General features: G+C 76.0%; 20 protein-coding genes and 1 pseudogene. 13 read left to right on the forward strand and 8 right to left on the reverse strand.

Annotation, left to right across the window (positions count from 1 at the left end):
- Positions 1 to 36 precede the first annotated feature (36 nt).
- Positions 37 to 702 carry a TetR-like C-terminal domain-containing protein gene (locus ACIQWA_RS00665; protein WP_402476339.1) on the reverse strand — a complete coding sequence of 222 codons (666 nt, stop codon included), beginning with the start codon at positions 700 to 702 and terminating at the stop codon, positions 37 to 39.
- 112 nt (positions 703 to 814) lie between these two features.
- Between ACIQWA_RS00665 and ACIQWA_RS00670 the strand changes: the two genes are divergently transcribed.
- Positions 815 to 2041 carry an alpha/beta hydrolase family protein gene (locus ACIQWA_RS00670; RefSeq protein ID WP_402476342.1) on the forward strand — a complete coding sequence of 409 codons (1227 nt, stop codon included), beginning with the start codon at positions 815 to 817 and terminating at the stop codon, positions 2039 to 2041.
- Between the two features lie 11 nt (positions 2042 to 2052).
- Entirely contained in the window at positions 2053 to 3294 is a 1242-nt protein-coding gene (locus ACIQWA_RS00675; RefSeq protein ID WP_402476345.1) for an erythromycin esterase family protein, read from the forward strand.
- A 58-nt stretch (positions 3295 to 3352) separates the two neighbouring features.
- Here ACIQWA_RS00675 and ACIQWA_RS00680 read toward each other — a convergent pair whose 3' ends face one another.
- Both ACIQWA_RS00680 and ACIQWA_RS00685 read right to left on the reverse strand, forming a co-directional pair.
- Complete coding sequence (locus tag ACIQWA_RS00680; RefSeq protein ID WP_402476346.1) at positions 3353 to 4114, reverse strand: hypothetical protein; 762 nt, start codon at positions 4112 to 4114, stop codon at positions 3353 to 3355.
- Positions 4115 to 4177: 63 nt separating this feature from the next.
- Positions 4178 to 4861, reverse strand: a complete 684-nt coding sequence (locus tag ACIQWA_RS00685) for a suppressor of fused domain protein (protein WP_402476348.1) — start codon at positions 4859 to 4861, stop codon at positions 4178 to 4180.
- A 174-nt stretch (positions 4862 to 5035) separates the two neighbouring features.
- Between ACIQWA_RS00685 and ACIQWA_RS00690 the strand changes: the two genes are divergently transcribed.
- The 5 genes from ACIQWA_RS00690 (at position 5036) to ACIQWA_RS00710 (ending at position 10075) form a co-directional block, all read left to right on the forward strand.
- Positions 5036 to 6277: a helix-turn-helix domain-containing protein gene (locus tag ACIQWA_RS00690; RefSeq protein ID WP_402476351.1), complete on the forward strand. Its 1242-nt coding sequence runs from the start codon at positions 5036 to 5038 to the stop codon at positions 6275 to 6277.
- Between the two features lie 208 nt (positions 6278 to 6485).
- The gene (locus ACIQWA_RS00695) at positions 6486 to 6848 is read left to right on the forward strand and encodes a hypothetical protein (protein ID WP_402476353.1); all 363 of its coding nucleotides are present in this window, start codon (positions 6486 to 6488) and stop codon (positions 6846 to 6848) included.
- Positions 6779 to 7117, forward strand: a complete 339-nt coding sequence (locus ACIQWA_RS00700; RefSeq protein WP_402476356.1) for an FtsX-like permease family protein — start codon at positions 6779 to 6781, stop codon at positions 7115 to 7117. The genes ACIQWA_RS00695 and ACIQWA_RS00700 overlap by 70 nt, the downstream gene beginning before the upstream one ends.
- Before the next feature lie 444 nt (positions 7118 to 7561).
- Complete coding sequence (locus tag ACIQWA_RS00705; RefSeq protein WP_402476359.1) at positions 7562 to 9031, forward strand: phenylacetate--CoA ligase family protein; 1470 nt, start codon at positions 7562 to 7564, stop codon at positions 9029 to 9031.
- A complete protein-coding gene (locus tag ACIQWA_RS00710; RefSeq protein WP_402476360.1) occupies positions 9032 to 10075 on the forward strand; it encodes a hypothetical protein in 1044 nt (347 codons plus the stop codon).
- A gap of 45 nt (positions 10076 to 10120) precedes the next feature.
- Here ACIQWA_RS00710 and ACIQWA_RS00715 read toward each other — a convergent pair whose 3' ends face one another.
- Positions 10121 to 10717, reverse strand: a complete 597-nt coding sequence (locus tag ACIQWA_RS00715; protein ID WP_402476363.1) for a TetR/AcrR family transcriptional regulator — start codon at positions 10715 to 10717, stop codon at positions 10121 to 10123.
- A 51-nt stretch (positions 10718 to 10768) separates the two neighbouring features.
- Between ACIQWA_RS00715 and ACIQWA_RS00720 the strand changes: the two genes are divergently transcribed.
- A complete protein-coding gene (locus ACIQWA_RS00720; protein WP_402476365.1) occupies positions 10769 to 11287 on the forward strand; it encodes a GNAT family N-acetyltransferase in 519 nt (172 codons plus the stop codon).
- Positions 11288 to 11713: 426 nt separating this feature from the next.
- On the forward strand, positions 11714 to 12769 hold the full coding sequence (locus ACIQWA_RS00725) for an NAD-dependent epimerase/dehydratase family protein (protein ID WP_402476367.1): 1056 nt from the start codon (positions 11714 to 11716) through the stop codon (positions 12767 to 12769).
- A gap of 68 nt (positions 12770 to 12837) precedes the next feature.
- On the opposite strand, the gene ACIQWA_RS00730 is transcribed toward ACIQWA_RS00725, so the two are convergent.
- Both ACIQWA_RS00730 and ACIQWA_RS00735 read right to left on the reverse strand, forming a co-directional pair.
- Complete coding sequence (locus ACIQWA_RS00730) at positions 12838 to 13986, reverse strand: sensor histidine kinase (protein WP_402476369.1); 1149 nt, start codon at positions 13984 to 13986, stop codon at positions 12838 to 12840.
- On the reverse strand, positions 13983 to 14870 hold the full coding sequence (locus ACIQWA_RS00735; protein ID WP_402476372.1) for a response regulator transcription factor: 888 nt from the start codon (positions 14868 to 14870) through the stop codon (positions 13983 to 13985). The genes ACIQWA_RS00730 and ACIQWA_RS00735 overlap by 4 nt, the downstream gene beginning before the upstream one ends.
- 190 nt (positions 14871 to 15060) lie before the next feature.
- Between ACIQWA_RS00735 and ACIQWA_RS00740 the strand changes: the two are divergent.
- From ACIQWA_RS00740 to ACIQWA_RS00755, 4 genes and pseudogenes are all read left to right on the forward strand, one after another.
- Positions 15061 to 15765: pseudogene (locus ACIQWA_RS00740) on the forward strand (glycosyltransferase family 2 protein); the annotation flags it as partial.
- Between the two features lie 108 nt (positions 15766 to 15873).
- Positions 15874 to 16401, forward strand: coding sequence for a DUF2064 domain-containing protein (locus tag ACIQWA_RS00745; protein ID WP_402477825.1), 528 nt, complete (start codon positions 15874 to 15876; stop codon positions 16399 to 16401).
- Complete coding sequence (locus tag ACIQWA_RS00750; protein WP_402476375.1) at positions 16398 to 17051, forward strand: methyltransferase domain-containing protein; 654 nt, start codon at positions 16398 to 16400, stop codon at positions 17049 to 17051. Before ACIQWA_RS00745 ends, ACIQWA_RS00750 begins: the two co-directional genes overlap by 4 nt.
- Before the next feature lie 77 nt (positions 17052 to 17128).
- Positions 17129 to 18370: a thioesterase domain-containing protein gene (locus ACIQWA_RS00755; protein ID WP_402476378.1), complete on the forward strand. Its 1242-nt coding sequence runs from the start codon at positions 17129 to 17131 to the stop codon at positions 18368 to 18370.
- Positions 18371 to 18401: 31 nt separating this feature from the next.
- Here ACIQWA_RS00755 and ACIQWA_RS00760 read toward each other — a convergent pair whose 3' ends face one another.
- Both ACIQWA_RS00760 and ACIQWA_RS00765 read right to left on the reverse strand, forming a co-directional pair.
- Positions 18402 to 19043, reverse strand: coding sequence for a cytochrome b/b6 domain-containing protein (locus ACIQWA_RS00760; RefSeq protein ID WP_402476379.1), 642 nt, complete (start codon positions 19041 to 19043; stop codon positions 18402 to 18404).
- Positions 19027 to 19740 (reverse strand): molybdopterin-dependent oxidoreductase, encoded by a 714-nt coding sequence (locus ACIQWA_RS00765; protein ID WP_402476382.1) that lies wholly within the window; start codon positions 19738 to 19740, stop codon positions 19027 to 19029. The genes ACIQWA_RS00760 and ACIQWA_RS00765 overlap by 17 nt, the downstream gene beginning before the upstream one ends.
- Between the last annotated feature and the right edge of the window lie 32 nt (positions 19741 to 19772).

Here is a 19772-nt window from a genome sequence, read left to right on the forward strand (position 1 = left end):
CCGGGATCAGCAGCAGGCGGCCCGCACCGCGCCCCGTCAGGCGCGGAAGGCCGCGAGCAGTTTGTCGGTGAGGCGGTCGAGGTAGTCGGGGGCGGTCGGTGTGTGGACGACGGCGAGGCGCCAGTAGAGCGGGCCGGCCAGGAGGTCGAGGGCGATCTCGCGGTCCAGGTCGGCGGGGAGTTCGCCGCGTTCGACCGCCCGTTCCAGGAGCTGGGCGGCCCTGCTGCGGCGCGCGTCGCGGACGTTGGTGAGCAGGGCCTCGGCCAGCTCGGGGGTGCGGCCGGCCTCGGCGAGCAGGTCGGGGATGATCCGCGCGGGCAGCCGCTGGTTGAGCGCGTCGGCGACCTCGGTGACGAAGGCCAGGACGTCGCCGCGCAGGGTTCCGGTGTCGGCCGGTCCGGTGTCGGCCACGGCGAAGGCGGAGACCAGGTCGACGGTCATCTCCAGCTTGGAGGCCCAGCGGCGGTAGATGGCCGCCTTGCCCGCGCCGGCGCGCTTGGCCACCGCCTCCAGGGAGAGCCGGGCGTAGCCGACCGCGGCGAGCTCCTCGAAGAACGCCTCGGCGATGGCCTCGGTCACCGAGTCCTGGAGGACGGGTCCGCCGGGGAGCCGCCGTGCGGGGGCGCGCCCGGGGGCTGGGGCTGGGGCGCGACCGGAGGCGGGGGCGGGGGTCGACGGCTGGGGCGCGGAGGTGCTGGACATGCCCCGAACCTACATGAGGCGGAACGGTTGCGTCTCGACTGGGCGAGGTCTATCGTCGGCATCGAAGACGAGACGAAACCGTTCCGTCTCGACAATCGGTCTGGGGTGCACCATGCGTTTCCTGTACGAGGACGAGTCCTTCTCCTTCGAGGCCCTGCGCGCGGCCGGCTTCGCCAACGACGGCGGCGCCGACCTGGGCGAGATCCTGACCACCCTCCGCAAGGTCGGCGAGGGCGACGAGGAGGCCTGGCTGCGCGAGTGGAAGCGCACCGCTCAGCGCGTCCACGCCATCGGCACCGGCGCCCTCGCCGCCGGCCACCGGGTCAGCGCCCGCGAAGCCCTGCTGCGCGCCTCGAACTACTACCGCACCGCCGAGTTCTACCGCCGCGACGACCCCGCCCACGACCCCGAGGTCAAGGCCCTCTCCGCGCTCTCCCGCGAGACCTTCGCCACCGCCGCCGGACTGCTGGACCACCCCGTCGAGGCCGTACGCATCCCCTACCAGGACACCACCCTCCCCGGGTACCTCTTCCTGGTCGACGACTCCGGCCTCCCCCGCCCGACCGTCGTCTTCACCAGCGGCTTCGACTCCACCCTGGAGGAGGCCTACTTCGTCATCGGCGCGGCCGCGCTGCGCCGCGGCTACCACGTGCTGGCCTACGACGGCCCCGGCCAGGGCGCCGTACTGCGCGAGCAGGGACTCACCTTCCGGCCCGACTGGGAGGCCGTGGTCACCCCGGTGGTCGACTACGCCCTCACCCGCCCGGAGATCGCCCCCGACCGGATCGCCCTGTTCGGCTACAGCCTCGGCGGGTACCTCACCGCCCGCGCCGCCGCCCACGAGCACCGACTGGCCGCCCTCGTCCTGGACGACGGCCTGTACGACTACCACGACGCCCACACCCGGGCCATGCCGCCGTTCCTCCGGGACTGGGTCCAGACCGGGCGCGACGACCTCGCCGACCCGGTGCTGAGCCTGATGATGCAGGTGAGCACCCAGTTGCGCTGGGCCCTGCGCAACGGTGTGTGGACCTTCGGCGCCGCCTCCGCCTCGGACTACATCCGCCGGACCGCCGCCTACACCCTCGAAGGCGTCGCCCCGCTCATCGCCTGCCCCACGCTCGTCCTCGACGCCGAGGACGACCAGTTCTTCCGCGGCGAGGCCCAGCGGGTCGCGGCCGCCCTCACCTGCCCGCACACCCTGATCACCCTCCCCGAGTCCGAAGGCGCGGGTGAGCACTGCCACATGGGCGCCATGGCGCGCTTCCAGCAGATCACCTTCGACTGGCTCGACACCACCCTCGCCCGGCCCTTGACCTCAAGTCAGCTTGAGGGTTGAGACTGATCGACATGCCGAACGACACCGCAGCTCCCCGCCAGCACGCCGACACCCCGCCCCACGCGGACACCCTGCCCCTGCCGCTGCCGCTGCCCGCCACCGAACTCGACGCGCTCGCCGGGCGGCTGGCCGCCGGGGCGGCGGTGGTCGGCCTCGGCGAGTCCACCCGCTTCTCCCGGGAGACCTTCGGGGTGCGGGAGCAGCTCTTCCGCCGACTCGTCCGGGACCACGGCTTCCGCGCCCTGGCCGTCCAGGACAGCACGGGAGTCGGCCAGGCCCTCGACGCGTATGTGCGTGGCGGCGCCGGCTCGGCGGCGGACGCCCTGGCCGGGGCCTGGCGGCCGGGGCGCACCGAGGAGATGGCCGGCGCCCTGGAGTGGATCCAAAACTTCAACCGTGACCACCCGGCTGACCCGGTCCGGATCCTCGGCGTGAAGCCGGTCCAGGCCGGGGAGGCCGACTACGACGCCGTCCTGGCGTACGTGCGCACGGTAGCGCCGGAGCGGCTCGCGGAACTGGCGGCCCACCTGGAGCCGATCCGGACGGCCCACCGGATCGACGAGCACGTGCAGCGGGCGCGGGGCATCCACCCCGGCCGGCCGTTCGCCGAACACGCCCGCGACGCACGGGCGTTGGTCGAGTCCCTGGCCGGCTCCGGCACCGGTGCCGGTGCCGGTGTCGGTGTCGGTGCCGGTGACGGTGACGCCGTCGCCAGGGTGCGGCTGATCGTGGACTTCCACGAGCACAGCGTCGCCGGGCGCGGCAACTATGCCGGCGAGGCCGAACTGTGGGCGGGGACCATCGCCGGTTTCCAGCAGCGCACCGGCCTGCGCACCGTCTACTGGGACGGCATCGCGCACACCGCGGCAACCGAAGCAACGCTCGGCGTCGCAGCCGAGCGCGGCCCGCAGGCCACCGCCGGCAGCCTGCTCCGCAAGCGCTACGGCGCCGGGTACGTCTCCGTGGCGATCGGCTTCCACCACGGCGACCTCGGCGCCGTCGTCGCCCCCGCCCCGGCCGCGGACCTGGTCGACGCCAAGCTCGGCGAGCCCGGCCTGCCCGCCCGCTGGCTGGACCTGCGCCGGGAGGACGTCCGCCGCGAGTGGGACGGCCCGGCCAAGGCCCGGGTGATCAGCGGCATCTACACCCCCGAACGCGACGCCGTCGAGCACCTGGCCGTGGACTCGCTGGCCGAGGCGTTCGACGTGCTCGTGCACGTCCGCCGGACTTCCCCGGTGCACCGGCTGCCGTGAGCGGCCCGCGGGCGTGCCCCGCGCCGCCTGCCGCTCCCCATGCCGATCCCCGGGGCGTTCAGCCGAAATCCGGATCCACCGGCGGCCACGGGTAGCCCAGTTGCTCGGCGTGGTGCGAACCGCCCCAGACCTGGGCGGTGGCGCGCGGGTCGGCCGCGGTCAGCCGGGCCTCCAACTGCTCGGCCTGGGCCGACGGGTCGTCGGCGGAGACCGGGAGGGTGATGCCGAACTGGACCCAGGGCAGGTCCGTTTCGTACCGGTCACGGGGGTGCAGCAGGACGAGGTGGATCAGATCGGGATTCTCCCGGTGGGACCAGACGGCGTCCACCTCGCAGTCCCACCTGAGCAGCCAGTCCGCGCGGCCCCTGAGCCGCGCTTCGAGCAGCCGTGCGACCGCTCCGGTCACCGCCTCCCAGCCACTCTCCGCCTCGGCCCGCCGCACCTCGGTCTCGTACGGCCCCGCGTCGAAGCGCAGTTCCGGCAGGCCGAAGTCCGGGAAGGCCGGGTCGCGCCAGCCCGTCCAGACGATCTGGTCCCCGTCGCGCCGGACCGTCACGTACAGCGCGCCGCAGCAGCGTTCGTAGCCGCAGCCGCCCCAGGCGAGCCGGACCTCGTGGGGCACCGCCGTGGCGAGCAACGGCCCGTCCGGGCCCAGCAGTCGGCGGGGACCGACCCCCGCGTACCGGGGGCCGCCGACGACGTGGGGGGACACCTCCGCCAGGAGGTCCCGACCGTTGACGATCGGCCGGACCTCCAGCTGGCGGTCCTCGGGCGGTGGGTGGAGGAGCCTCAGGTCGAGGACGTCCGGTTCCTTGGGCATCGGCCAAGGATCGGGGAACCGGCCGCAGTTGTCATGCGAATTGTCCGGGCTCCGGTCAGGCCATCAGGCCACGGAGGCGCGCCCGGGATCGACCGGGTCGATGGCCTGCTCGTCGAAACGGACTTCGAGCGCCTCGAGTCCCCTCTCCCGCCGGAAGACCTTCTCCGCCTCGGTGATCGGCAACAGCCACAGGATGCGGGCGTGGGCTCCGCCTTCCCAGGTGCAGACCTCGAAGTCGGGACCGAAGGGGTACGGCAGGCTCACCAGGTAGTGGTCGCAGGCGGATTCGTCGAGCCACGGGCGGCCGATCGGGACGGTGTGTCCGACGTCGAGTCGCTGGTGCACCGGTCCGCAGTGGTAGTACGCGTTGACGGTGATGCTCTCCAGGTTGATCCATTCGTCGCGCGGCGCCGCGAGGAAGAACTCCGTGCCGTGGCCGTCGTGCTGGGTCGCCTCCCAGCACCCCGACGTCACGTACAGCCACCAGTCGCCCGGATACGCGGGATGGACCCGGAACACCCGGAATCCGGGCACGCGGTCCTCGATCGGCCCGTCCACACCCGGGACCTCGTCGATGACGCGACCGGGGAGTGTCCGGCGGAGGTGATCGAGAAGGGCGGTGCGTGCTGCGATGTTCGGCATCCGCTCATGGTGGCCGAGCCCGCCCGGAGCCGATCGACCGGGGTCGGTGCCGGGCCGACCGACTGGCTGGCCGACTGGCCGACCGACTGGCTGGCCGATCTCCACCGGATCCGATCCTCCTGGACATCGGATCACCGGCGCTCGCGCAACCGGTCGTGCCGACTGCCACCTCCATCAGCACGATGAGTAAGGTGGGATGCCGATACCGGCCCTGAACAGCGGTAACGCGCGAAGGGGCCGGGCCGGCGGGGGCGGGACGCGGGGAACGGGGGACGTCGGGTGTCGGACGGGACGTGGACTACGGAGGCGGAGGAGTTCGCGCGGCTGCTGAGCGAGCTCAAGACGCGCTCGGGGCTGAGCTACCGGACGCTGGCCAAGCGGCTGCACACCAGCACCTCCACGCTGCACCGCTACTGCAACGGGACGGCACTGCCGCACGAGTTCGCCTCGGTGGAGCGCTTCGCGCGGTCGTGCCGGGCGACCCCCGAGGAAGTCGTGGAGCTGCACCGGAGCTGGATCCTGGCCGACGCGGTCCGGGGGCGCCGGGCCGAGCAGCGGGCGCCGGAGGGCACTGCGGCCGACCAGCCCGCGGCGGCCGACCTGCCCACGGCGGAGGCGAACCTGCCCACGGCGGAGGCTGAGCCGGTGGTCTCGGTGGCGCCGGAGCCGCCCGCACCGACGCGTCGGCGCCGCAACCCGCTGATCGTGTCCGCCACGGCCGTCGCCCTGTTGGCCGCCGTACTGGTCGTCGCGCGACCCGTGAACTGGGGCGCCGGGGGCGAGGCGAAGGGCGACCAGCAGGCCGCCGGTGCAACGGCAGCAGCGACGGCGGCAACGACGGCGCCGACAGCAGCGACGACGGGGAGCACGGCCACGACCGGCGCGGCCGGCCCCACTCCGACCGGCACCCCGACCGACAGCGGCCCCGCGCCGCTCACCGTCGACACCCGCCCGTACGTCTACGCCGACCCGTGCAGCCAGCACTTCCTGGTGAACAGCGGGCCCGCCCAGGTCGGCCCGCCCGCCCCCGAGCGCGACGCGCCGCGCTGGGCCGCCGCCTACGGCGCGGTGTCCGCCGGCGAGCAGGAGGTCGCCCTCACCGTCCAGGGCACCGGTACGGACACGGTCGTCCTGCTGGGACTGCACGTGCGGGTCACCGCCAAGGGCGCGCCGCTGGCCTGGAACGACTACTCGATGGGCATCGGCTGCGGCGGCGGCGTCGACACCAAGTCCTTCGACATCGACCTCGACCGGGGCAGTCCCGTCGTCACCGTCAAGGGCGGACAGCGCGACTTCCCGTACAAGGTCAGCAAGTCCGACCCGGAGGTCTTCTACGTCACCGCCCATACCGAGGCGCACGACGTCCGCTGGGACCTCGCCCTGGACTGGTCCAGCGGCGACCGCCACGGCACCGTCCGCATCGACAACGGCGGCACGCCCTTCCGTACCAGCGCCGACGTCGACCGCCCGGGCTTCGACTACCCGTCGGACCGCGGCGAGTGGATCAAGCGCGGCGGGTGACCTCGTCGGCCGCCCTGCGCGGGCGGCCGTAGCCGTCGGTGCGCCAGGGCGACGGCCGTCCGGCGGGGCGACATGCCCGGCGGGGGGGAGCTGCCCTCGGTCCGGGTCGAGGGCGCGGCGGGGCAGTGAACCGGTCCGGCCCGGCACCGTCGTCCACACCGCCCACTTCCGCGGCTCGGGCGAGCCGGCCGCCTTCCCGCTGCCCGCCGTGACCGCCACCGTCCCGGCCGTCGAGGGCGCGGACCCCAACCGGCGGATCGGCGCCGGTCTGCTGCTCCTCACCCCGGCGGCCGTCCCCGCCGACGCGCTGCGCGGGCAGCCCGCGACCGTCCTGGTGCCGCTCGCGGACGGGCTGCCGGACGCCGAGGAGCGGCTGACCACCGCCGTGATGGCGATCGACCCGCAGGCCCGCGCCGAATTCCCGCTCGACCGGACGCTCGACCCCACCTACCTGGCGGTCAAACGGCTGCTGACGGCCGGCTCGACGATCACCCTGCTGTGGTGTCCCTCAGCCTGCTGGTCGGCCGGCTGGAGCGCTTCCGGGAGCAGCGCCGCGTCCTCGGCGTGCTGAACGCGGTCGGCACCCGCCGGCGCGTCCTGGGGCTGTCGGTGCTGTGGCAGACGCTGGTCCCGATGGCCCTGGGCCTGGTGCTGGCGGCCGCCGCGGGCCTGCTGACGGGGGCGGTGCTGCAGTACTCGGCGGGCGTCTCGGCGGCGGTGGACCGGGACGCGATGCTGACCATGTCCGGGATCGCGGCCGCCGCGGTGCTGCTCACCACCGTCCTCGGGCTGCCGCAGCTGCTGCGCCTGATGAGCCCCGGCGCCCTGCGGCACGAGTAGCGGCACGGTGACGACCGGCCGCGCCCTCCACCCGGGGGTGCGCGCCGTGGGACGCCTACGGCTTCCCGGACCTGGGCTTTCAGCCGAGTCGACTCGACTCCGGCGGAGCGCGGTTGAGCAACGGCGGGCGCCGCGCCGCCGGCGCCCGCCGACAACTGAGGTGAATCGACGGAGAATTACGCATGCACATGGGCTGTTCCGAAGCCCCGCCCCGTGCCTACACTGCCGCTGCCCGCCGACCACTTCTCGGCCGCGGGCGACACCGCAGCGCGCGACCTTTGCGGCCGCGCGCCCGCACGGAGGAGGAACCGACCATGGTCAAGCACTACCTCAAGTACGCCTACAGCACCCTCACCGCGGCGATGTTCCTGCACATGGCCTGATCCGGCCGACCCCGGCCAGGGCCGGGTGGTCCACCGTCCGACCCTGGCCCGGGGAGCCCGCTTGTTCGCGACCGCCATGAGCCAACTGCGTTACGGCGCAGCCATCCTGACGAACCGCCGGATCCGCCCCAACGACCTGGAGCGCCTCGCCCGCGACCTGGTCGACACCATCGCCGAGTTCGGCGAGCCCGGCGAGGACTCGGCGCTGCTGCCCGGCCGGGCCGGGCAGGTCGACCCCCAGCTGCGCCGCGAGGTGACCCGGCGCAGCCTGCGCGCCACCGCCCGCGCCGCCGTCGGGCACACCGCCTACTACCGCCGGCTGTTCGCCGAACTCGACCTCGATCCGGCCAAGTTGGAGCCGGAGGACTGGTCACGCGTGCCGGTCACCCCCAAGCAGGCGCTGAGAGCGCTGCCCGCTGCCTTCGTCTCCGCCGCCGCCACGCCCGCCCTGATGGCGCTCACCACCGGCACCAGCGGCACCCCGACCGCGGTGTGGTTCTCCCGGGCCGAGATCGAGAGCGCCATCGCGTTCAGCACCATCTCCGCCGTGCTCGGCCTCGGCCTGCGACCGCGCCACACCGTCGCCTACGCGGGCTGCTCGCGCGCCACCCTGCCGCTGGTCTACGCCGAGGAGTCGACCACCCGCGCCGGCGCCGGTTTCGTCCAGTTCGGCACCGTCGACCCGGCGTTGGCGCTGGACCGGCTGGCCGCCCCGCTCGGCCTGCCCGGCCGGGCCCCGCAGATCACCCACCTGACCACCTCCGCCTCCTACCTGGCCGCGCTGGTCCAGGAGGCCGAGCAACAGAAGTGGCAGCGCGGCGACTTCGGGCTGGAGTCGATCAGCGTCGGCGGCGAGGTGCTGTCCGCGCCGCTGCGCCGCCGGGCCGAGGCGGTGTTCGGCGCGGCCGTGGACTCGGCGTACCTGATGACCGAGATCCTGCCCTCGGGCGCGAGCCCCTGCACCGAGGGCCATCTGCACCACACCACCGAGTTCGGGCACCTGGAGGTGCTCGACCCGGTCAGCGGGGAGCCGACCGCCCCGGGCGGGATCGGCACCGTGGTGCACACCCCGTACGTGCCCTACCGCGAGTGCACCCTGCTGCTGCGGTACGCCACCGGGGACCTGGTCCGCCTCCCGGACGGGCCGCCGGACTGCGAACTCGCCCATCTGCCGGCCACCTCCGGGATCCTCGGCCGCTGGTCCGGACCGCTGAGCACGGCCGTCACCACCCGCGAGGTGCTCGACCTGGTGGAGGCCGAGCCCGAAGTCCCGCTGCCCGCCCGGTACGCGCTCACCGAGGGACCCGAAGGCCCGGCGGGCCCGGCGCGACTGCACCTGCTGGTCCCCCGGCTGCCCGCGACCGCCCTGGTCGGGCGGCTGGAGGAGCGGGCGGCGGCGGCCGGCCTGCGGCTGTCCGCCATCGTGCCGCACGAGGACCGGGCCACCATGCCGCCGACCGCGCCCGTCCGCGCCGACCTGCGCGAGCACAGCTTCGAGGCGCCGGGCGCCACCGACCCCAGGAGGCGTTGAATGAGCGTCAGCCCCCTCGCGCTCACCGCGCTGAGCGCCGCCGTAGCCGTCGAGATCGCCGTCGCGGCCCGCTACCTGGCCCGGGTCCGGATGCCCCGGCCGCCGGTCGGGGTGTACACCGGGGGCGACGTCGCCGTGCTGTGCGCGGGCGTGGTCGTCGCGCCGCTGCTGTACGCCGCGCTGCCCGGGGCGGCGGTCTCCGCCGTGTTCGGCCTGGTGCTGTGCCTGGCCGTGCAGTTCACCCTCGCCCCGCTGCTCACCGCCGCCGGGCTGCGGGCCGCGCCGTGGTCCTGGGCCGCCGCCCTGACCGGCACCGCCGCGACCGCGCTGGCCGCCCTGACCGGCCACCCGGGCGGCGCCCGGGCGGGCAGCGGCCTGCTGATCGCCGTCGCGGTGGTCGGGGTCGCCAACCTGTGGACGCAGAGCGGGCTGCGGGCCGGGCACACCGCGGCGCTGGCCGCCGCGCTCACCGGGTACGACCTGGCCGTCACCACACTCACCGACACCACGGCGCGCTTCCTCACCCAGGTCCAGGACCGCCCGTTCGCGCCGATGCTGGCCCTCACCGGCGGGGACCGGCCGGTCGCGGTCGGCCTCGGCGACCTGCTGCTGCTGGTCCTGTTCCCGCTGGTCGCGGCGAAGGCGTACGGCCGGGCGGCGGCCTGGTCCGCCGCGCTCGCGGGCGTCCTGGTGACCAGCGCCGTCAGCGCCTGCTTCGCCCTCGGCGTGCTGTCCGGCGGCTTCCCGCTGCTGACCGCGCTGGGGCCGCTGATCGTCGCCCAGCACCTGTACTGGCGGCGGCGTTCGGGCGGCGAGCGCACCACCGCCCGGTGGCGCGAGGGCCGGCCCGGCCCGGCACCGGCGCCGTCCGGCATCGAACTCGCGGCCGCGCTGGCCGCGCCCGTGCCCGAGGGCACGCCGCCGGGCAGCTGGCTGGCCCTCGGTGCCGGCCGGGTCCTGGGCACCGGCCCGACCCCGGGGCTGGCCCGGCGCGACGCCCGCCGCCAGGGGGCGGACGCCCCCACCACGGCCCGGATGGTCTGAGCGCCCCGGCCACGGCCGCAGCCGTCCGGCCACAGCCGTCCGGCCTCAGCCGAGGGTGGCGTCCAGGAAGTCCCGCCAGGCGGCCTGCACCCGTGCCACGTGGGCCTCGCCCTCACCGGCCAGCAGGTCCAGCAGCAGCCCGCGCAGCACGGCGAGCACCACGGTGGGGTTGGCCCGGGTGCCGTCGAGCACCCGGGCCAGCGGCGGGAGCCATTCGGCCAGCGAGGCGGTGCCGAAGTCCCGCCAGGGTTCGACCTGCCCGAAGGCGCGGACGTACCCCTCGAAGAACAGCCGCAGCGCGCCCCGGCGTGCGGGGTCCGCCAGCCAGGCCCAGAGCCGTTCGAGGGTCTCCCGGGCGCTGCCGCCCTCCTCCTCCGAGCGCTCCAGCAGCGCCAGTTGCTCGGCCCGGCCGACCGCCAGCACCGCCCGGACCAGTTCCTCCTTCGATCCGAAGAGGTAGAGCAGCACGCGCGGGCTGGTGCCGATCTCGGCCGCGAGCGGGCGCAGCGAGAGGTCGGACACGTTGTGCTCGGCCACGTAGCGGACGGTCGCGGCGAGCAGGTCCTCGCGGCGCGGCGACGGTCGGCGCATCGACGGGCGGCGCGGCGCGGGGTGGCTGGGTGCGGTGGCTGGGGTGGACACGTGGTCTATCGTTCCACTGAAACGAGTGTTTCAGTGGAAGGGGATGGAGCCATGGCCACCACCGCACCCGGAACCATGACCGTCCGCGAGGCCGACCGGCCCGGGGACCTGGGCGCCGTCGCGGCCCTGCACGGCGTCCTGTACACCCGCGAGTACGGCATGGACGCCACCATGGAGGCCTATGTCGCCGCCGGCATGGCCGAGTTGGTGCTGGCCAGGGCCGTCGAGGGCTCCGCGGCACCCGGGCGCCTGTGGGTCGCCGAGCTGGACGGCCGGGTCGTCGGCGCCGTCGGGCTGGTCCGGGCCGAGGAGCGCCCCGGCTGGGGCCAGCTGCGCTGGGTGGTCCTCGACCCGGTGGCCCGCGGCCGGGGCCTGGGCCGCCGGATGCTGGAACTCGCCCTGACCGAGGCCCGCGACCGCCGGTACGACGGCGTCCTGCTCTGGACGATCGCCGGCCTCGACGCCGCCCACCACCTGTACGCGACGGCCGGGTTCGAACTGACCCTCTCCCGCCCGGCCCACAAGTTCGGCCTGGACACCGTGGAGCAGCGGATGGAACTGCGCCTCTGACCGCCCGGACCGGCGCCCGACACCCGTTCAACTCCGGTCCGCCGAGGGGCCGTTCTGGACGGATGTGCCTGGAACCGTTCTCCCACTGGACGGTTGTCAGGTCTGGCGGGGCGAGCCGGCGGGCACAGTACTGACATCCGGATACGGGCCCGGCCGCAACTCCCCCACGAGTGCGACCGAGCCCCGACCGGCGACCGGGCCTGGGCGTGACTCCCCCCACGGAGCAGCGGCCGGGCCCGTCGACTGTTCATCCGGCGACACGCAGCGTACATGTCATCTCTACCCAGCGCTACCTCGCCGTCAACCGGGTCGGCCCGGCCCGGCGCCTGCGCGCGGTTCCTTACCGAAGCGCGGTTCCTTACCGAAGCGTGACACGGCCCCCGGATCGGCCCTCCGCCGGGGTCGCGGGCGGTAGCGTCCCCGGTCATGAGGATTCTGGTCACCGGCGGCGCCGGGTTCATCGGTTCGGCCGTGGTACGTGCCCTCGCGGCAGCGGGCCACCAAGTCCGCGTGCTGGACGCGCTGTTGCCCGCCGTCCACCCCACCGGGGCGGTGCCCCCGCTGCCGGACGGCGTCGACTTCCGGCACGGGGACGTCCGGGACGCGGAGGCGGTCGAAGCCGCGCTGGCCGGGGTGGACGCGGTCTGCCACCAGGCCGCCATGGTCGGGCTCGGCCTGGACCTCGACGACGCGCCCGCCTACGCGGGCTGCAACGACCTGGGCACCGCCGTCCTGCTCGCCGCCATGGCCCGGGCGGGGGTGCGCAGCCTCGTCCTCGGCGGGTCGATGGTGGTCTACGGCGAGGGCCGCTACCACTGCCCCGAACACGGGGAGGTCTCCCCCGGCCCCCGGCACCCCGGCGAGCTGGACGCCGGACGCTTCGAGCCGCCCTGCCCTGAGTGCGGCGCCGGGCTGCGCCCCGGCCTGGTCGCCGAGGACGCCCCGGCCGACCCGCGCAACGTCTACGCCGCCACCAAGCTGGCCCAGGAACACCTGGCCGGCGCCTGGGCCCGCGCCTGCGGCGGCCGGCTCCTGACGCTGCGCTACCACAACGTGTACGGCCCGGGGATGCCGCGCGACACCCCGTACGCGGGGGTGGCCTCGCTGTTCCGCTCGGCACTGGCCCGGGGCGAGGCGCCGCGGGTGTTCGAGGACGGCGGGCAGCGCCGGGACTTCGTCCACGTCCGGGACGTCGCGGCGGCCAACCTGGCCGCGCTCACGGCGGTCGGCGACCGGGCCCCGGGCAGCGTGCGGGCGTACAACACGGGCAGCGGCGAGGTCCGGACGGTCGGCGAGATGGCCGGGGCCCTGGCCGCCGCCCACGGCGGGCCGGCGCCGGTGGTGACCGGGCAGTACCGGCTCGGCGACGTCCGGCACATCACCGCGGACTCCGCGCGGCTGCGCGCCGAGCTGGGCTGGCGGGCCCGGGTGGGCTTCGCCGACGGCATGGTGGAGTTCGCGGCGGCGGCGCAGCGCGCCTGAGCACCTCCGGGCGGACGCCGGGCGCGGGCGGGCTGCCGGGCGAGGGCGGGCGGGCCGCCCGGCGGCGCTCAGCCCCGGGCGGCCGGCAGGACGATCTCGAAGCAGCAGCCCCCGGCGACGTTACGGACCCGGGCCTGCCCGGCGTGGGCCTCCACGATGCCCCGGACGATGGCCAGCCCGAGCCCGGCCCCGCCCTGGCCCCGTTCCCGGGCGCCGTCCGGCCCGGCCGGCGGCGGGGTGCGGGCGGCGCTGCCGCGCCAGCCCGTCTCGAACACCCGGGGCAGGTCCGGCTCCGGGATGCCGCCGCAGCCGTCGGTGACGGCGAGCACCACCTCGTCCGCCTCCCGGCGGGCGGAGACCGCGACCACGCCGTCCTCCGGGGTCGAGCGGATCGCGTTGACCAGCAGGTTGCCCAGCACCCGGGTGATCTCCCCGGAGTCCACCTCGACGGGCTCGGCGGCGACCTGCCCGCCCTCCAGCCGGACCCCGCGCTGCCGGGCCAGCGGGTGGGCCCCGGCGAGTGCCTCGTCGACCAGGTCGTACACGGACACCCGGGACACCGACAGGGCCAGCGCGCCCGCCTGGATCCGGGAGAGTTCGAAGAGGTCGTCGACCATCCCGGTGAGCCGTTCCACCTCGGTCCGCATCCGCCGCAGGTACTCCTCGGGGTGCTCGGCGACGCCGTCCTCCAGGGCCTCCGCCATGGCGCGCAGGCCCGCCAGCGGGGTGCGCAGGTCGTGCGAGATCCAGGCGATCAGCTCCCGCCGGGAGGTGTCCAGGGCCTGCGAGCGTGCCCTGGACTCGGCCAGCCTGGCACTGGTGGCCGCCAACTCGGCGCCGAGCTGGGCCAGTTCCAGACCGAGCGGGCGCTCGGGCGCGGCGAACCCGGCATCGCTGCCGACCGTCCGGGCGGCCACGGTCAACGCCCGGCTCCCGGCCACCACCTGGCGGCCGAGCAGCGCGGCGGTGGCCAGCGAGACCACGGCGGCCATCGCCAGCACCGTGATCACCACCCCGAGGTCGTGCCGGGACAGGAACATCGCCTGGGCCACCGCGAAGGTCCCGGAGGTGACCGCCAGCACGGTCACGGCGGCGACGCTGAACAGCGACAGCGCGAGCGAGCGGCGGCGCAGCAGCCGGACGGCCGCCCAGCCGAGCAGGCCCGCCCCGCCCGCGCCGAGCGCGGCGAACAGCGCGATCAGCAGCAGGTCCTTCACGCCGGGCCGCCCTTCCCGCCGGTGGGCGCGCCCTCGGCCGGTGCCGGGTCGTAGCGGTAGCCGACGCCCCACACCGTGGAGACCAGCCTCGGCGCGGCCGGGTCGTCCTCGATCTTCTCGCGCACCCGGCGCACATGGACGGTCACCGTGGAGAGGTCGCCGAAGTCCCAGCCCCAGACCCGCTCCATCAGCTCCTGCCGGGAGAACACCGTGTGCGGGTGTCGGAGCAGGAACGCCAGCAGGTCGAACTCCCGCAGAGTCAGGGCCAGTTCACGACCGCCCCGGTACGCCCGGCGGGCCTGCGGGTCGAGCGCGATGTCGCCCGAGACCAGCCGCCCGCCGCCCGGCCCGGCCGGCCCGGCCGCCGCCCCCGCCGCGCCCGCGCGGGAGCGGCGCAGCACCGACTGGACCCGCAGCACCAGTTCGCGCGGGCTGAACGGCTTGGTGACGTAGTCGTCCGCGCCGAGTTCGAGCCCGAGGATCCGGTCGGTCTCGTCGCCCTTGGCGGTGAGCAGCACGACCGGCAGCTCGGCGCCGTCCGGGTCGGTGCGCAGCCGGCGGAGGATCTCCAGGCCGTCGATGCCCGGCAGCATGAGGTCCAGGACCACCAGGTCCGGCCGGGGGGCGGTACGGGCCAGGGCCAGGCCCTGGGGGCCGTCGGCGGCTCGGTCGACGTGGTGGCCCGCGCGGGTCAGGTAGCCGGCGACGACCTCGGCCACCGTGGGGTCGTCGTCGACCACCAGGATGCGGCCGGGCCGGGCCGGTCCGGCGGCGGGCGCCGGGCCATCGGCGGGCTCCGGGCCGGGGGCGGGCGCCTGGCCAGTGACAGGCGCCGGGCCGGGGGCGGCGGGCGCCGGTGCGGCGGCGGTGGGGCTCTCGTTCACCTCGCCGAGGATACGAGCCGACGGCGGCCACCGGCGGCCACCCGGACGACACGTCCGAGTTCCGTAAGATCCCCCGCCCGGCGCGGCGGCCCCCGGCCGTCCCCCGAACGGGGCGCACCGCCCCGACGTCGTACTTCCGTAAGGGCGCGGCTCGGCTCCGACGGCGCCGGGCGCGGTTAGCGTGACCGGCGTGACTCCTCCCCTCCCCCTCGCCCCGGTCGTCGACGTCGTGCTGCCCTGTCTGGACGAGGCCGCCGCCCTGCCCTGGGTGCTCGGACGCATCCCGGCCGGCTGGCGGGCCGTCGTGGTGGACAACGGTTCGAGCGACGGTTCCGCCGACCTGGCACGCTCCCTCGGCGCGACCGTGGTCGAGGAGCCCCGGCGCGGCTTCGGCGCCGCCTGCCACGCCGGGCTGCGCGCCGCCACCGCCGAGCTGGTCTGCTTCATGGACTGCGACGGCTCGCTCGACCCCGCCCAACTCCCCCGGGTCACCGGACCGGTGCTGGCCGGCACGGCCGACCTGGTCCTCGGCCGCCGCCGACCGGCCACCGCCGGCGCCTGGCCGGTGCACGCCCGGCTCGCCAACGCCGTGCTGGCCCGGCGGCTGCGGGCCCGCACCGGCGCCCCGCTGCACGACCTCGGCCCGATGCGGGCCGCCCGCCGCGAGCGGCTGCTGGCCCTCGGACTCGGCGACCGGCGCTCCGGCTACCCGCTGGAGATGGTGCTCGCGGCCTCGGCCGCCGGGCTGCGGATCGCCGAGACCCCGGTCGACTACCTGCCGCGCGCGGGCCGCTCCAAGGTGACCGGCACCCTGCGCGGCACCCGGCAGGCCGTCCGCGACATGCGCGCGGTCCTGGCCGCGCCGCCGCCGACCCTGCTGGTGATCGCCAAGGCGCCGGTGCCCGGCCGGGTGAAGACCCGGCTCACCCCGCCCTGCACCCCCGTGCAGGCCGCGGCGCTGGCCGAGGCGGCCCTGACCGACACCCTGGACGCCCTGGCCGCGATGCCCGCCGGCCGGCGGCTGCTGGTCCTGGACGGCGAGCCGGGCGGCTGGCTGCCGCCGGGCTGGGAGGTCGTCCCCCAGTGCGCCGGCGGCCTGGACCGCCGGCTGGCCGCCGCCTTCGCCCACGCCGCCCGGCTGGCCCCGGACGCCCCGGCGCTGCTGGTCGGCATGGACACCCCGCAACTGGACCCGGCCGCACTGGCCGAGCCGCTGTCCGCCGCCCGGCGGCCGGGCGTGGACGCCTGGTACGGCCCGGCGGCCGACGGCGGGTTCTGGGCGCTGGGCCTGGCCCGGCCGAGCGAGCGGCTCGCGGCCCGGCTGCTGCACGGCGTGCCGATGTCCACCCCCGGCACCGGCGCGGCCCTGCTGCACCGCCTGGCGCAGGCCGGCCTGACCGTCCACCGGCTGCCCGGGCTGACCGACGTGGACACCGTCGAGGACGCCCGGCTGGTCGCCGAGCAGGCCCCGCGCAGCCGCTTCGCCGCCCGGCTGCGCGCCCTCGACTCCGTTCCGGAGGTGGCAGGTTGAGCCTCGCCGCGCCCTGGGTGGACGACCCCTTCGCCGAGGCCGTCCGCACCGGTTTCGGCCCGCTCTGGCTGCGCCGCGAGGACGGCCGGCGGCTGCACCTCGACATCGAGCGCTGGTGCGCCCCGGCGGCGGGCGCCGACCACAGCCTGCTGCGGCGCTGTGCCCGGCTCGCCGCGCCCGTGCTGGACCTCGGCTGCGGTCCCGGCCGGCTGGTCGCGGAGCTGCTCGCCCTCGGGGTGCCCGCGCTCGGTGTGGACGTGACCAGGGCGGCGGTGGCCCGCACGGTGGGCCTCGGCGGCGCGGCGCTCTGCCGCTCGGTGTTCGACCGGCTGCCCGCCGAGGGCCGCTGGGGCGCCGCCCTGCTCGCCGACGGCAACCTGGGCATCGGCGGCGACCCGGACGCACTGCTCCGCCGGAGCGCCGAACTCCTCGCCCCGGACGGGCTGTTGCTGGTGGAGGTGGAGCCCGAGGAGGTGGACGAGCGGGCCGTCGTCCGGGTGGAGGGGCCGGACGGGCGGCTCGGCCCGGCCTTCCCCTGGGCCCGGCTCGGCACGGCCGCCGCCCTGCGGCGCTCCCGGGCCGCGGGCCTGACGGAGGCGGAGCGCTGGACCTCGCACGGCCGCCGCTTCCTCGCCCTGCGCAAGGGCTGAGCCACCCGGGCAAGGGCTGAGCCGCCCGGGCAAGGGGCGACCGGCCCTCGGGCCCGTCCGGAGGATGCGTCACACTGGTGCGCGCCGTCCCGGCGTACCGGGCGGCCGGGCGGCTGTTGGTACAGGAGGGGGCAGTGGTGGGCAGCGACATCGTCGGGGAGTTGGCAGCGGCACTCGGGTGCGGTGGCGCGGCGGTCACACGGGTCGACCGCGACCACCACCGGCTCACCGTCCCGGTCGGGCCCGGGGACCAGCTCACCGTCGACGTCCTCGGCGACCCGCGCACGGCGGACCGGGTGGTCCACCTGCTACCGGGCGGCGGCCTCAACGTCGCCGCCAACTACTGCACCGCCCAGGGCCGCAGCCTGGCCCGCTTCCTCGCCGACCACGGCTGCCTGGTGCTCGGCACCACCCCGCGCGAGGACGCGCTGACCCCCGACCGGATCGGCCCCCGGTGCGCCGACTGGGGCCTGGACGGGCAGCAGGCGGACCTCGAACGGGTCGTCGCCGCCGCCGGCTCCGTCACCGGCCTGCCGTACGAACTGCTCGGCCACTCGGCCGGGGCCGCGCTCGCCCTGGCCACCGCCGCCCGGATCGGCGGCGAGGGCCCGCGGCGGGTGCTGGTGCTCGACACCACCGGCCCGTACGACCCGCAGCGGGATCCGGAACTGCTGTCCCGCGCCGAGGAGTTGCACCAGCTGCTCGAACAGCGGCTGGCGGCGGGCGAGTGGACTGTCGACCCCGGGCTCAAGGGCCTGTTCGCCCGCGCGGCCGCCGCCCCGGACGCCCCGAGCGGGCTGCCCCGGCCGGTGGACGGCGGGGCGCCGTTCAGCAACCTCGGGCTGCTGCACTACGCGCTGATCCGCACCCGGGACCTGCCCGGCCCGACCAACTGGATCCACCACCGCGGCCACAGCGCCGGCAGCTACACCTTCGGCGCGGCCCCCGCCGACGACCGCTTCACCCTGGCCCACTCCCCGCTCCCAGTCTGGCAGCAGGCGGTCGCCCGGCTCGGCAGTGGCCTCCAGCCCACCGCGCTGCTGCGCGACCTGGCGGCGCTCTGGGCCGGCCGGGCCGGCCCCGACCTGCTCGACCGGGCGGCGATCCGGGCCGAAGTGGTCTGGCTGAACGCCGAGTTCGGCCGCGGGGACCACGACCTCGGCGCCCGGCTGATCGCCCGGGGCGGCGCCGAGGTCGACTACCGGGTGGTGCCGGACTACGGCCACGGGGACATGGTCTGGTCGGCCACGGCCGAACGCGACGTCTGGGGGCTGCTGCTGCCCCTGCCGCGACCGGGGCGGCCTGCGGCGGGGCGGTGAGGTGAGGTGAGGTGGGCTGAGGTGAGGTGGGCTACTCCCGCGGGTCCCCGGCAGCGGTCCGCACCGGCTCCGACGGGGCGGGCCGCCACTGCGGGTGCTCACGCTCGGCCCAGGCGCGCTCGACCAGGCCGGTGCGCATCCCAAGGCGTGCTTCGCGGTCCCGCCAGGCCATCCGGACGTGCCCGGCGATCACCACGGCGATCGCGGCGGCCAGCCAGTCGTGCACGAAGGTGGCGCCGATCCGCCAGGCCGGCGGGGCGAGGTGGGTGAGCCACATCAGCAGACCGGTGCCGACGATCACCAGCATCGAGCCGAGCGTCCACTGGGCGTACAGCTTCTGCCCGGCGTTGAACTTGCCCGCCGGGCGGTGCCCGGCCCGGGCCCGGAGGGCGCGCAGCCACTGCCGGTCCGCCGGGGTGAAGCGGCTCAGCCGGGAGAAGTCGGCGCGCAGCGCCCGGGAGGCGAGCCCGAGCAGCAGCGGCACCGGCAGGGCCAGGCCGCACCAGACGTGCACGGTGACCACCAGCGGCCGGTTGCCGACCAGCACGGCCAGCGGCCCCAGGTAGAGACAGGCGGCCGTGGCCAGGCAGACGCCCATCAGCGCGGCGGTGGTGCGGTGCACCCAGCGCTCGGCCCGGGTGAAGCGCAGGACCGGTTCAGCTCGTCGGTGCATCGTCCCGCCCGTTCGACCGGCCGACCCAGGCGTCGACGTCGTATCCGTTGCCCTCCCAGTACCCCGGCTGGACGGAGTCCGTGACGGTGATCCCGGAGAGCCATTTCGCGGACTTGTAGAAGTACATCGGCGCGACGTACAGCCGCACCGGCCCGCCGTGGTCGTGGCTGATCGGCTTGTCCTGGAGGCGCAGCGCGACCAGCACGTCGTCGCGCCGGGCCTGTTCGAGGGTGAGGCTCTCGCTGTACGCGCCGTCGAAGCAGTCGAAGCGGACCGCCTTCGCGCCCGGCCGCACCCCGGCGGCGTCCAACAGGTGGGCCAGCGGCACCCCCTCGAACGGGGTGTCCGGCACCCGCCAGCCGGTGACGCACTGGACGTCCTTGACCAGCCGCCGCTGCGGCATGGCCTGGAGGTCGGCGAGCCGGTGAGTGGCGGGGCGCTCGACCAGTCCGCCCACGGTGAGGGTGTAGTCGGCGGCGGTCCGCTCGGGGACGGAGGTCACCACCGAGTAGTAGCGGAAGCCGTTGTTGCCGGGCAGCAGCCCGGACAGGCCGCTCGGGTCGCGCTCCGCCAGCCCGGACTCCACCCGCTGGAGGAACGGCCCGGCGGCCACGCCGAGCGCGCCGAGGCCGAGCAGGCCGAGCACCACCCGGCGCCCGACCGGGGTGCCCCGGCCCTCTTCGTCTGTACTGTCCACGGGAGGATTCGACCAGGTCGGACCGGTCCGGG

This window comes from Kitasatospora sp. NPDC098652, from assembly GCF_044760155.1.
GTDB lineage: Bacteria > Actinomycetota > Actinomycetes > Streptomycetales > Streptomycetaceae > Kitasatospora.

Excerpts from the sequence above, each read along its gene's own strand:
- ACIQWA_RS00665 (WP_402476339.1), bottom strand. The coding sequence starts at position 702 with ATGTCCAGCACCTCCGCGCCCCAGCCGTCGACCCCCGCCCCCGCCTCC.
- ACIQWA_RS00670 (WP_402476342.1), top strand. The coding sequence starts at position 815 with ATGCGTTTCCTGTACGAGGACGAGTCCTTCTCCTTCGAGGCCCTGCGC.
- ACIQWA_RS00675 (WP_402476345.1), top strand. The coding sequence starts at position 2,053 with ATGCCGAACGACACCGCAGCTCCCCGCCAGCACGCCGACACCCCGCCC.
- ACIQWA_RS00680 (WP_402476346.1), bottom strand. The coding sequence starts at position 4,114 with ATGCCCAAGGAACCGGACGTCCTCGACCTGAGGCTCCTCCACCCACCG.
- ACIQWA_RS00710 (WP_402476360.1), top strand. The coding sequence starts at position 9,032 with ATGAGCGTCAGCCCCCTCGCGCTCACCGCGCTGAGCGCCGCCGTAGCC.
- ACIQWA_RS00720 (WP_402476365.1), top strand. The coding sequence starts at position 10,769 with ATGGCCACCACCGCACCCGGAACCATGACCGTCCGCGAGGCCGACCGG.
- ACIQWA_RS00725 (WP_402476367.1), top strand. The coding sequence starts at position 11,714 with ATGAGGATTCTGGTCACCGGCGGCGCCGGGTTCATCGGTTCGGCCGTG.
- ACIQWA_RS00745 (WP_402477825.1), top strand. The coding sequence starts at position 15,874 with ATGCCCGCCGGCCGGCGGCTGCTGGTCCTGGACGGCGAGCCGGGCGGC.
- ACIQWA_RS00760 (WP_402476379.1), bottom strand. The coding sequence starts at position 19,043 with ATGCACCGACGAGCTGAACCGGTCCTGCGCTTCACCCGGGCCGAGCGC.